The organism is Nocardioides sp. (genome assembly GCF_044226305.1).
Taxonomy (GTDB): Bacteria; Actinomycetota; Actinomycetes; order Propionibacteriales; family Nocardioidaceae; genus Nocardioides.
The window spans coordinates 208,895-219,977 of the sequence record NZ_JBGAHF010000008.1; the positions used below are offsets into that span (position 1 = coordinate 208,895).

Genomic DNA, 11,083 nt, shown 5'->3' on the forward strand with positions numbered 1-11,083 from the left:
CCAGCCATCCGTCCGACCTGGTTCGCGGAGGTCGGTCCGCCCCCGAGGGTGGACTCGGGAGGGAACCGCGTCCCCTAGACAACAGCCCGGTCCCGGCAGCCGGCCGTGGGAGGGTTGGTCCGAAGGGTGCGGTTCCCTCCCGAACACCGCAGTCCTGCCTCGCCCGTAGGTGGCGCCCGGTATTTTCGACGTGTGCCGCTGCGTGTGCTCTTCGCCTTCACCTCCGGGGTGGCACTGTCGCTCGCGTTCGAGCCCGTGGCCCTGCCGGTGCTCATCCCGTTCGCGGTGGCCGGCCTGGTGCTGACCTGCCGCGGGCTGAGCGCGCGCACCGGGTGGATCCCGGGGCTGGCGTTCGGCGTCGGGTTCCAGTTCGTCCTGCTGTACTGGATGCGCGCCGTCGGCACCGACGCCTGGTTGGCGTTGGCCACCGGCGAGGCGATGTTCCTGGGTGTCCTCGGCTCCCTCGTCGCGGTGCTCACCCGGCACCGGTGGTGGCCGCTGTGGGTCGCGGCCGCCTGGACGACGGTCGAGGTCTGGCGCAGCGGCTGGCCGTTCAGCGGCATGCCGTGGGGCCGGCTCGCGTTCGCCCTGGTGGACACGCCGGTCGCCGGTGCGCTGCCGTGGATCGGCGTCGTCGGGGTCAGCTTCCTGCTGGCGCTCAGCGGCACGCTGCTGGCCTGGACCGTGGTGGCCCGGGGGAGGGAACGGCTGGTGGCCGCCGGTGCCTTGGCCGCCCTCGTCGTGGTGTCGGTGATCCCGCTGGCGGTGCCCTGGCAGCCGAGTCCGGAGTCGGAGGTGACGGTCGCCGCGATCCAGGGCGACGTCCCCGGCAACGGCGACGACATCCTCTACGACTTCCGGCAGGTGACGCAGAACCAGGTGGACGTGACCACCCGCCTGGCGGCCGACGTCGCGGCCGGGCGCGAGCTGGAGCCGGACTTCGTGGTCTGGCCGGAGAACTCCACCGCCATCGACCCGTTCCGCGACGTGCAGACCAACAGTGCGATCTGGGCGGCCAGCGAGGCGATCGGCGTCCCGATCCTGGTGGGGGCGATCGTCGACGCCGGTCCTGAGCACGTGCTCAACCAGGGCATCGTCTGGGACCCCGTCACTGGCGCGGGGGACCGCTACACCAAGCGCCACCCGGTCGCGTTCGGCGAGTACATCCCGGCACGGGCGATCTTCACCCGGCAGTTCGGTCGGCTCGCCGAGATCGCGCGCGACATGTCCAGCGGCACGCGCAAGGAGCCGCTCCAGGTCGCCGGCGTCCCGGTCGCCGACGCGATCTGCTTCGACGTCGCCTACGACGACGGGCTCTTCGACCAGGTCTCGCGCGGAGCCCAGCTGGTGACCGTGCAGACCAGCAACGCCACGTTCATCCACACCGACCAGATCCAGCAGCAGTTCGCGATCACCCGGTTGCGGGCCCTGGAGACCGGTCGCTGGGTCGTGGTCGCCTCCACGAACGGCGTCACCGGCGTGATCGCCCCCGACGGGTCGGTGGTGGCCAGCGCCGCGCCGCGCAGCCAGGCCGCGCTCGTGGAGCGGGTCGGGCTCGACTCGAGCATCACCCCCGCGGTCCGCATCGGGCCGTGGTCCGGCTGGTTCCTCGTCGGGCTGACCGCTGTCGGCCTCGTTGTCGCCCTGCGGGCCTCCGGGCTCCCGTATCGTCGGTCCCGGGAGCGGCAGCAGGCCGAGGACGGCTCGGCCGGCTCCGACCTCGCCGTCCCCGCCAGGTCAGCGAGCGAAGGACGGAACCCCGGTGAGTGAGCTCCCAGGCACCGAGCACCGCGTCGACGGGCTCGGGCGCGTGGTCGTGGTCATCCCGACCTACAACGAGGCGAACAACCTCGAGTGGATCGTCGGGCGTCTGCGCGCGGCGCAGCCGGACATCGACGTGCTCGTCGTCGACGACGCCTCCCCGGACGGCACCGGGGCGATCGCCGACCGGCTCGCGGCCGCCGACCCCGCGGTGTCGGTGCTGCACCGCACGAGCAAGGCCGGGCTCGGCGCGGCGTACCTCCACGGGTTCCGGGTCGCGCTCGCCGAGGGCTACGACGTGGTCGGCGAGATGGACGCCGACGGCTCCCACCGCCCCGAGCAGCTCGGACTGCTGCTGGCCGCCCTGCAGGACGCGGACCTGGTGATCGGGTCGCGCTGGGTGCCGGGCGGGTCGGTCGTGAACTGGCCGCTGCGCCGCGAGCTGCTCTCGCGGGGCGGCAACCTCTACGTGCGGCTGCTGCTCGGCATCCCCGTCCGCGACGCCACCGCCGGGTTCCGGCTGTTCCGTCGCGCGACCCTGGAGAAGATCGACCTGGACGCGGTGCGGTCGACCGGCTACGTCTTCCAGACCGACATGGTCGCGCGCACCCTCGCGGCGGGCCTGGTCGTGCGCGAGGTCCCGATCGAGTTCGTCGAGCGGGTCCGGGGTGACTCCAAGATGAGCGGAGCGGTGGCCACCGAGTCGCTCAAGCGGATCACCGCGTGGGGCCTGAGCGAGCGGCGGGCGCAGGTGCGCCGCGCCTGGCGGAGCCGTCGATGAGCACCCGACGACGGGCCGTCCCGGCCGTGCTGTTCACGGTCTTCGTCCTGCTGCCCCTGCTCGAGATCTACGTGATCGTCCAGGTCGGGCAGGTCATCGGCGCCTGGTGGACGATCCTGCTGCTCGTCGCCGACAGCCTGTTCGGTGCGTGGCTGCTCAAGCACGAGGGCGGCCGGGCGTGGCGCAACCTGCGCGACTCGCTGCAGGACGGCCGGGTGCCCTCGACGGAGATCGCCGACGGCGGACTCATCCTGGTCGGCGGGACGCTCATGCTGGCGCCGGGCTTCATCACCGACGTGCTCGGCATCCTGCTGATCCTGCCGCTCACCCGGCCGGTCTTCCGGGGGGTGCTGGCCGGTGCGGTCGCCCGCCGGCTGCTCGTGGACGTGACTCGCCCCGGAGCCGGGCCGCAGGGTCCGGTCGTCCGGGGCGAGGTGGTCGACGACTGAGGTCGTCGGCGGTCGTCAGAGCCTCAGGCCGAGGCCTTGCGCTTCTTCTGGTTGACCCGGTGCAGGTGCGCCGGGCCGATCTCACCGTCGCGCAGGAGCTGGAGCCGCTCCTTGAGGATGTCCTCGAGCTCCTTCTCCGAGCGCCGCTCGAGCAGCATGTCCCAGTGGGTGCGGGCCGGCTTCTCGGCCTTCACCTCGGGGACGATGCCGGAGACGCTGAGCGACTCCGCGCCGCAGCGCGGGCACTCCCAGATCGCCGGCACGTCGGCCTCGACCGACATCGTGATCTCGAACTCGTGCCCCTGCGGGCACCGGTATCCGACCTGCTGACGAGCCGCGAACTCGATCCCGCGCTCGTCCTCGAAACTCTGGCCCCCGAGCCTCGCTCCACGCAGCGTGCGCTCCGCCATGAGCCACCTCCCGATCTTGTGTTCCCCCGTGTGCCTGTCCGAGACGGACTCGCACGGCCTTCGTGACGGCCTTCCTGCGCGTCACGACACCGCATCCCGGTACGGGTCGTACCCGGATCGCCGGCGTCTCAATCCCTCCAACGGTAGGGACCGGTCGAAGATTCCGAGAATCCCCGGACCGTCCCACTTCACAGCATGCTCTCAGGAGCTGAGCTGGTTCAGACCACCGCCGGGACCTGGTTGCCGGCCTCCTCGATCCCACGTCGCGGGTCGACCCGCACCAGGAAGCCGATGCCGATCACGAAGAGCACCACCAGCGCGAGGAGGGCGGGTCGGTAGGAGTCGGTCCACTGGTGGACCAGGCCGAAGACCAGGGTGCCGATCCAGCTCGTGCCGCGCTCGCAGGCCTGGTAGAGCGAGAAGTACTCCGCCTCCCGCCCGCGGGGGATGAGCTGGCTGTAGAACGACCGGGACAGCGCCTGCGTGCCGCCGAGCACGACCCCGATCCCGATCGCCAGCAGCAGGAAGAGCGGAAGGCTGCCCTCGGGGGTGAGCCAACCCGCCACCACGACGAGCAGCCAGACGAACAGACCGACCAGGATCACCCGGTAGGCGCCCCGACGCCGGGCGACCCGCCCGAACCACAGCGCGCCGCCGATCCCGACGAACTGGACGACGAGGAACGCCAGCAGCACGGTGCTCTTCTCGAACCCGAGCTGCTTCTCGCCGTACACCGACGCGGCGTAGATCACCGTCTGGATGCCGTCGTTGTAGAACAGGTAGGCGACCAGGAACGTCAGCGTGACCGGGTAGCGGCGCAGGTCGCGCAAGGTGTGCCAGAGCTGGCCGAAGCTCGCCTGGAGCAGGCCACCGCTCTCGACGTCCGGGGCGACCGGCGGGCGAGCACGGATGCCGCGGACCGGGATGATCGTGAACACCGCCCACCACACGCCGGCGCTGAGCAGGCAGATCCGCACGGCCAGCTCGGTGTGGTCGCTCATCACGGTCAGTAGCACGAAGTTGAGCGCGAGCAGGATGCCGCCGCCGAGGTAGCCGAGCGCCCAGCCCCGCGAGGAGACCCGGTCCCGGTCGTCGGGGTCCGCGAGGTCGACGAGCAGCGAGTCGTAGACGACCAGGCTCGCGCCGAGGAAGAGGGTGGCGAGCAGCAGCAGGACGGCCCCGAGCTGCCAGCTCGAGCCGGCGACGAAGAACATCGCCATCGCCATCGCGCTGCCGGCCCAGGCGAACCCGCCGAGCAGCCGCGGCTTGTCGGAGCTGCGGTCGGCGATCGCGCCGACCACCGGGAGCACGATCGCCGACAGGATCGTGCTGACGGTGACGATGTAGAACACCAGCGAGCCGGCGGACACGCCGAGCCCGAGCACGTGCAGGTCGGTCGTGCACTTGTAGCCGGCGTCCTCGTCGGTCGCCCGGCCGCAGGCGGCCTTCTCCGCGACGGAGGTCAGGTACGGCGAGAACAGCACCGCCGCGGTGGTCGTGACGAAGGCGCTGTTGGCCCAGTCGTACCAGTACCAGGCCTTCTGCTCCTGCGCCCGGCGCAGGGGGCCCAGGTCGGCGACGCCCTCGACGCTCATCGGCTACCTCCCCGGGACCCGCCACAGTCCACGCCGGACCAGGACGTCCCTGAGTATGTCGGTCCGGTCGGTGAAGATCCCGTCGACGCCCCGGTCCAGCAGCTCGCCGATCTCCTCGGCCTCGTCGATGGTCCACACGTGCACCTGCCGGCCGGCCGCGTGGGCGCGGCGGACGAAGCCGGGGGTGACGATGCGCACCCGGGACCGCCGGTGCGGCACCTGGAACGCGGCGAACCCGCGTCCCGCGACCAGGGCGGCCAACCGGGCGCTCGGGAGCAGCCGGAAGGCGGCGATCTCCACGGGCGTCGCGCAGGTCGGCACCCGGCCGCCGGTCAGCGACCGGAACCGCGCCGTACGCCGCCGGGAGAACGAGCCCACCAGCACCCGGTCCCACGCCTCACGGGCGGAGATGAAGTCGGCGAGCACCGGCACCGCGCCCTCGGCCTTGAGGTCGATGTTGAAGCGGGCCTCGGGGAAGGCGTCGAAGAGCTCGGCGAGGGTCGGCACGGACTCGCGGCCGCCGACCAGGGCCTCCCGGACCTCGGCGAGGGTCAGGGCGGCGATCTCGCCGCGCCGGTCGGTCACCCGGTCGAGCACCGTGTCGTGGAAGGCGAGCAGCACGCCGTCGCGCGTGACGTGGACGTCGGTCTCCAGGTAGCGGTAGCCGAGCGAGGCGGCGTGCCGGAACGCGGCGAGGGTGTTCTCCAGGCCCTCGACCTCCGGGTGGTAGGCGCCACCGCGGTGGGCGAAGGCCAGGACGGGGCCGGGGTCGTCGAGGTAGGCGAACCCGGTGCGCGGCGTGACCACGGGTGCAGTATTCCCGCCGGTCGTCCGACCGCCCGCACCGGCCGGGCGGTAGCGTCGTCGCATGGAGACTCTGACCTGCCCTCGTTGTGGATCCGAGATGGTCACCCGGGCGCTGAGCGCCTCGCTGGGCGACGGCGAGCTCAGCCAGTGCCCGGACGGCCACGGGGTCTTCCTGGCCCGGGCGGACCTCGGTGCGCTGATCGAGTCCGAGAACGACTGGCACCGGCACGCCGGCCAGCACACCGCCCCGATGCCGCGCATCACCGCCGACATGACCGCCCCGCCGGCCGGCAAGGCGCCGGCCCGCGCGTGGGTGGAGACGCTGTTCGAGTAGGCGCTCCGGCGGGCCGCCGGCGCGTCAGATGTCTCGGAACGTCTCGATCGTCGCGCCGAGCTGGTTGAGGCGCTCGGCGAGGTCCTCGTAGCCGCGGTGGATGACGTAGGTCGACCGCAGCACCGAGGTGCCCTTCGAGGCGAGCATCGCGAGCAGGATGACCACGGCCGGGCGCAGCGCGGGAGGGCAGACCAGCTCGGTCCCGGTGAAGCTGGTGGGGCCCTCGATCATCACCCGGTGCGGGTCGAGGAGCTTCACCTTGGCGCCGAGCTTGTTGAGGTCGGTGAGGTAGATCGCCCGGTTCTCGTAGACCCAGTCGTGCAGCAGGGTCTGGCCCTCGGCGACCGCGGCGATCACCGCGAAGAACGGCAGGTTGTCGATGTTGAGGCCGGGGAACGGCATCGGGTGGATCTTGTCCAGCGGCGCGTGCAGCTCCGACGGCTTGGTCGTGAGGTCCACCAGCCGGGTGCGGCCGTTGCTGGCGACGTACTCCTCGGACCGCTCGTAGCGGAAGCCCATCTCCTCCAGCAGCGCCAGCTCGATCTCGAGGAACTCGATCGGCACCCGGCGGATCGTGATCGACGACTTCGTCACGATCGCGGCCGCGAGCAGCGACATCGCCTCGATCGGGTCCTCGCTGGGGGCGTAGTCGACGTCCACGTCGATGTCGGCCTGCCCGGTCACGGTCAGCGTGGTGGTGCCGACGCCCTCGACCTGGACGCCGAGGAGCTGCAGGTAGAAGCACAGGTCCTGGACCATGTAGTTCGAGGACGCGTTGCGGATCACGGTGGTCCCGGGGTGCAGGGCGGCCGCCATCAGCGCGTTCTCGGTGACGGTGTCGCCGCGCTCGGTCAGCACGATCGGGCGGACCGGCTCGATCGCCCGGTTGACGGCGGCGTGGTAGCTGCCGTCGGTCGCCTTCACCTCGAGGCCGAACGGACGCAGGGCCGCCATGTGCGGCTCGACCGTGCGGGTGCCGAGGTCGCAGCCGCCGGCGTACGGCAGCTCGAAGACGTCGGCGCGGTGCAGCAGCGGGCCGAGGAACATGATGATCGACCGGGTCCGTCGGGCCGCCTCGGCGTCGACGTGGTCGAGGTCGAGCTCTCGGGGCGGGACGATCTCGAGGTCGTTGTCGTCGTTGAGCCAGCGGCACTGGACGCCCAGGCTGGTCAGCACCTCGATGAGGCGGTTGACCTCCTCGATCCGGGCGACCTTGCGCAGCGTCGTCCGGCCGCGGTTGAGCAGCGTGGCGCACAGCAGCGCGACGCCGGCGTTCTTGGAGGTCTTGACGTCGATCTCGCCCGACAGGGTGGTCGGGCCGGAGATGCGCAGGTGCGTCGGACCGGCACCGAGCGCCACGATCTCCGAGTCGAGCGCGGCGCCGATCCGGGCGAGCATCTCCAGGGACAGGTTCTGGTGCCCCTTCTCGATCCGGTTGATGGCGCTCTGGCTGGTCCCGAGGAGGTCGGCGAGCTGGTGCTGGGTCAGACCACGGTGCTTGCGTGCGTCGCGGATCAGGTTCCCGATGCGGTTCTTGTAGCCCTCGCTCATGTCCGCCACGGTAACTCATATATGAGATAACGCAACTCAGCCCGGTCCGGCGCGTCGCACCGCGGGAGGACTGCCGGGGGAGCGGGCTGGCCCCGCCTGGGAGGATGGCGGCCATGCGAGCAACCACGATCCACGGTACCCGTGACATCCGCGTGAGCAACGTCCCCGACCCGGCCATCGAGGCCCCCACGGACGCGGTGGTCCGCGTCGTCGCCGGCTGCATCTGCGGCTCCGACCTGTGGCCGTACCGCGGCGAGAACCCGATCACGGCGGGCGACACGATCGGCCACGAGTGCGTCGGGATCGTCGAGGAGGTCGGGGCGGACGTGCGCTCCTTCCGGCCCGGCGACTTCGTCGTGGTGCCGTTCGACCACTGCGACAACACCTGTCCCCACTGCCTGGCCGGCGCCCACAACGCCTGCGTCAACCTCGGCTTCACCGCCAGCGGGCAGGCCGAGTACACCCGGGTGACCCAGGCCGAGGGCAGCATGGTGACGACCGGGGGCGTCCCGGACGCCGCACTGCTGCCGTCGGTGCTCTCGATCTCCGACGTGATGCCGACCGGCTGGCACGCGGCCGTGTCCGCCGGCGTCCGCGAGGGCGGTACGGCGGTCGTGGTCGGTGACGGCGCCGTCGGGCTGTGCGGCGTGCTGGCCGCCCGGGTGCTCGGCGCCGAGAAGATCGTCGCGATGTCGCGTCACGAGCCGCGCCAGGAGATCGCCCGCGCCTTCGGCGCCACCCACGTGGTCGCCGAGCGTGGCGACGAGGGGGTCGAGGCGATCATGGAGATCACCGGGGGAGTGGGGGCCGACGCGGTGCTCGAGTGCGTCGGCACCGGCCAGTCGATCGAGACCGCCTTCTCGATCGCCCGGCCCGGCTCGACGGTGGGCTTCGTCGGTGTCCCACACGGGGTCGAGCTGCCGGTGCGCCGGATGTTCCAGAAGAACATCGGGCTGGCCGGCGGCATGGCGCCGACCCGCCGCTACATGCCCGAGCTGCTCGCCCTGGTCCTGGACGGGACGATCGAGCCCGGCCGGGTCTTCGACAGCACGGTGCCGCTCGACGACGTGGCCGAGGGCTACCGGGCGATGGACGAGCGCCGGGCGGTCAAGGTGCTCGTCGAGCCCTGAGGCTCGTCCGAGGGGCGGTCGCAGGTCAGCGGCGGCTGCCGGCGCCGTACAGCAGGGCGCCGGCGATCAGGACCCCGCCGCCGACCAGCTCGGTCACGAAGATCGTCGTCGGGTCGTCGAGGAACACGGCGAGGAACACCATCAGCGCACCGCACAGGGCGATGACGCCGAGGAACGGCTTCGCCGGCAGCGTCGTGGGCAGCGCCATCGCGCAGACGAGCGCGATCGTGGCCATGAAACCGTCGCGGTAGCCGGCCCACATGCCGGTCGCGTCGATCGGGTAGAGCGTCCAGGTCGCGATGATGATCCCCACCGAGGCGAGGACGATCAGGACCAGCCCCAGCGGCGCGACGACCGGGACCGGCTCGAGCGGCGTGGCGGGTGCGACCGGGACGGCCGGGGTGCCGTCGGGACGCTTCACGGGAGTCGACATGGGAGAAGAGTATTAGGTTCTCACCATGCTTCTCCTCGGACCTCTCCTCCGGTACGTCGACGCCGACTCCGCCACCATCTGGGTGGAGACCGCGGACGCGGCGACCGTCACGGTGACGGCGGGGGAGCGGACCGGGTCGGCGCGCACCTTCGCCGCCCACGGGCACCACTTCGCGCTCGTCGAGGTGACCGGGCTCGAGCCCGGCAGCAAGCCGCCGTACACGGTCGCCGTCGACGGCACGCAGGTCTGGCCGTCCGACGATCCCGAGCTCGCGCAGCTCCCGCCGTCGGTGATCCCGACCCTGCAGCCGGGCAAGCCGCTCCGGCTGGCGTTCGGCTCGTGCCGCGTGAGCCGCTCCCACGACGCCGAGGGCACCGCCGACTTCGGCGTCGATGCCCTGCGTGCCTACGCGCTGTTCATGGCCGGGCTCACCGAGAGCGGCTCGGACGACGACGAGCGCTGGCCGGACCTGGTGCTGTTCCTCGGCGACCAGGTGTACGCCGACGAGACCAGCCCCAGGATGCGCGAGTTCATCGAGCGGCGTCGCGACCCCGAGCAGGCGCCGTGGTACGAGCTGAAGGACTTCGAGGAGTACGCCCACCTCTACTCGCTGGCCTGGTGCGACCCGGCCAACCGGTGGCTGCTGTCGACGCTGCCCAGCGCGATGATCTTCGACGACCACGACATCCGCGACGACTGGAACACGAGCTGGAGCTGGAAGCAGCGGATGGACGCGACCGACTGGTGGCGCGACCGGGTGGTCGGCGGGCTGGGGTCGTACTGGGTCTACCAGCACCTGGGGAACCTGGGCCCGAAGGCCCGCGCCGATGACGAGCTGTGGCAGCGGGTGGCGTCGTACGACGGTCCGGGCGAGCTCGACCTCACCGCGGACCTCGACGCCCTGGCCGAGCGCGCCGACCAGCACCCCGACACCTACCGGTGGAGCTACGCGCGCGACTTCGACACCCAGGCCCGCCTGGTCGTCATCGACTCCCGCGCCGCCCGGGTGCTCGAGCCGGACCGCCGGTCGATGCTCGACCCCGAGGAGCTCGCCTGGGTCGACGAGCACCTGCAGGGCGACGTCGACCACCTGCTGGTCGGCACCTCGCTGCCCTACCTCCTGGCGCCCGGGCTGCACCACATCGAGTCCTTCAGCGAGTCGATCGCCGAGGGCGCCTGGGGACGGCCGGGGATGTGGCTGGGGGAGAAGTCGCGCCAGATGGCCGACCTCGAGCACTGGGCGGCGTTCCAGCAGGGCTTCCGCGACCTCTCCGAGATGGTCCTCGAGGTGGCCTCGGGGCGTCGCGGCCGAGCGCCGCGGACGATCACGTTCCTCTCCGGCGACGTGCACCACAGCTACGTCGCCGAGGCGTGGCCGCGCGAGGGCGAGGTCGCCAGCCGCATCCTCCAGGCGGTGTGCTCGCCGATCCGCAACCCCCTGCCGAAGGTGATGCGGGGCTTCACCGCGGGTGCGGCGAAGCGGACGACCGGCCTGGTCGGCCGGCTGCTCTCCCTGTCCGGCCGGGTGCCGCTGGAGCCCGTGCGCTGGGCGGTCACGTCCGGACCCTGGTACGACAACAACCTCGCGGTCCTCGAGCTCGACCCCGAGGGCCTGCGCATGTGGTGGACCGCCGGCGAGGCCGACGGCGACCCGGAGCTGCCGGACCTCACGCGGGTCGCGACGGTCGGGCCCTTCGGCTGATATGTACCCCCGGTGTGTCAAGGGGCAGGGTGAGGCGCCGTCGGCACTGGGTGTGTCGGCGGCGCCTCTCTTGGCCTGGCGTCGCGGTGGTGCCTGTCGCAGCGTGTCGTTGTCGACGCGCGGTCGATGC

11 protein-coding genes are annotated in these 11,083 nt (G+C 71.8%); 6 read left to right on the forward strand and 5 right to left on the reverse strand.

All coding sequences use genetic code 11. From position 1 onward, the window contains the following. The first annotated feature begins 192 nt into the window (after positions 1–192). Genes lnt through ACILQ5_RS10990 form a run of 3 tightly spaced genes read left to right on the forward strand, consistent with a single transcriptional unit; the run spans position 193 to position 2,991 of the window. Positions 193–1,770: an apolipoprotein N-acyltransferase gene (gene lnt / locus ACILQ5_RS10980; RefSeq protein ID WP_395658035.1), complete on the forward strand. Its 1,578-nt coding sequence runs from the start codon at positions 193–195 to the stop codon at positions 1,768–1,770. Next, the gene (locus tag ACILQ5_RS10985; protein WP_395658036.1) at positions 1,763–2,542 is read left to right on the forward strand and encodes a polyprenol monophosphomannose synthase; all 780 of its coding nucleotides are present in this window, start codon (positions 1,763–1,765) and stop codon (positions 2,540–2,542) included. Before lnt ends, ACILQ5_RS10985 begins: the two co-directional genes overlap by 8 nt. Continuing rightward, entirely contained in the window at positions 2,539–2,991 is a 453-nt protein-coding gene (locus tag ACILQ5_RS10990) for an FxsA family protein (RefSeq protein WP_395658037.1), read from the forward strand. Before ACILQ5_RS10985 ends, ACILQ5_RS10990 begins: the two co-directional genes overlap by 4 nt. A 23-nt stretch (positions 2,992–3,014) precedes the next feature. On the opposite strand, the gene ACILQ5_RS10995 is transcribed toward ACILQ5_RS10990, so the two are convergent. The 3 genes from ACILQ5_RS10995 to ACILQ5_RS11005 form a co-directional block, all read right to left on the reverse strand. After that, positions 3,015–3,401: an RNA polymerase-binding protein RbpA gene (locus ACILQ5_RS10995; protein WP_395658038.1), complete on the reverse strand. Its 387-nt coding sequence runs from the start codon at positions 3,399–3,401 to the stop codon at positions 3,015–3,017. Positions 3,402–3,619: 218 nt separating this feature from the next. Further along, positions 3,620–4,996 carry an MFS transporter gene (locus ACILQ5_RS11000; RefSeq protein ID WP_395658039.1) on the reverse strand — a complete coding sequence of 459 codons (1,377 nt, stop codon included), beginning with the start codon at positions 4,994–4,996 and terminating at the stop codon, positions 3,620–3,622. Between the two features lie 3 nt (positions 4,997–4,999). Continuing rightward, the gene (locus tag ACILQ5_RS11005; protein ID WP_395658051.1) at positions 5,000–5,803 is read right to left on the reverse strand and encodes a glycerophosphodiester phosphodiesterase; all 804 of its coding nucleotides are present in this window, start codon (positions 5,801–5,803) and stop codon (positions 5,000–5,002) included. A 61-nt stretch (positions 5,804–5,864) separates the two neighbouring features. Between ACILQ5_RS11005 and ACILQ5_RS11010 the strand changes: the two genes are divergently transcribed. Beyond that, complete coding sequence (locus ACILQ5_RS11010) at positions 5,865–6,137, forward strand: zf-TFIIB domain-containing protein (RefSeq protein WP_395658040.1); 273 nt, start codon at positions 5,865–5,867, stop codon at positions 6,135–6,137. A 24-nt stretch (positions 6,138–6,161) separates the two neighbouring features. Here ACILQ5_RS11010 and ACILQ5_RS11015 read toward each other — a convergent pair whose 3' ends face one another. Further along, positions 6,162–7,688, reverse strand: coding sequence for a helix-turn-helix domain-containing protein (locus tag ACILQ5_RS11015; RefSeq protein WP_395658041.1), 1,527 nt, complete (start codon positions 7,686–7,688; stop codon positions 6,162–6,164). A 113-nt stretch (positions 7,689–7,801) separates the two neighbouring features. Between ACILQ5_RS11015 and ACILQ5_RS11020 the strand changes: the two genes are divergently transcribed. Beyond that, complete coding sequence (locus ACILQ5_RS11020) at positions 7,802–8,818, forward strand: zinc-dependent alcohol dehydrogenase family protein (protein WP_395658042.1); 1,017 nt, start codon at positions 7,802–7,804, stop codon at positions 8,816–8,818. Between the two features lie 25 nt (positions 8,819–8,843). Here ACILQ5_RS11020 and ACILQ5_RS11025 read toward each other — a convergent pair whose 3' ends face one another. Beyond that, entirely contained in the window at positions 8,844–9,251 is a 408-nt protein-coding gene (locus tag ACILQ5_RS11025; RefSeq protein ID WP_395658043.1) for a hypothetical protein, read from the reverse strand. Between the two features lie 25 nt (positions 9,252–9,276). Here ACILQ5_RS11025 and ACILQ5_RS11030 point away from each other — a divergent pair, with 25 nt between their 5' ends. Beyond that, positions 9,277–10,953: an alkaline phosphatase D family protein gene (locus ACILQ5_RS11030; RefSeq protein WP_395658044.1), complete on the forward strand. Its 1,677-nt coding sequence runs from the start codon at positions 9,277–9,279 to the stop codon at positions 10,951–10,953. Positions 10,954–11,083: the final 130 nt, after the last annotated feature.

Excerpts from the sequence above, each read along its gene's own strand:
- ACILQ5_RS10990 (WP_395658037.1), top strand. The coding sequence starts at position 2,539 with ATGAGCACCCGACGACGGGCCGTCCCGGCCGTGCTGTTCACGGTCTTC.
- ACILQ5_RS10995 (WP_395658038.1), bottom strand. The coding sequence starts at position 3,401 with ATGGCGGAGCGCACGCTGCGTGGAGCGAGGCTCGGGGGCCAGAGTTTC.
- ACILQ5_RS11000 (WP_395658039.1), bottom strand. The coding sequence starts at position 4,996 with ATGAGCGTCGAGGGCGTCGCCGACCTGGGCCCCCTGCGCCGGGCGCAG.
- ACILQ5_RS11010 (WP_395658040.1), top strand. The coding sequence starts at position 5,865 with ATGGAGACTCTGACCTGCCCTCGTTGTGGATCCGAGATGGTCACCCGG.
- ACILQ5_RS11015 (WP_395658041.1), bottom strand. The coding sequence starts at position 7,688 with ATGAGCGAGGGCTACAAGAACCGCATCGGGAACCTGATCCGCGACGCA.
- ACILQ5_RS11020 (WP_395658042.1), top strand. The coding sequence starts at position 7,802 with ATGCGAGCAACCACGATCCACGGTACCCGTGACATCCGCGTGAGCAAC.
- ACILQ5_RS11025 (WP_395658043.1), bottom strand. The coding sequence starts at position 9,251 with ATGTCGACTCCCGTGAAGCGTCCCGACGGCACCCCGGCCGTCCCGGTC.
- ACILQ5_RS11030 (WP_395658044.1), top strand. The coding sequence starts at position 9,277 with ATGCTTCTCCTCGGACCTCTCCTCCGGTACGTCGACGCCGACTCCGCC.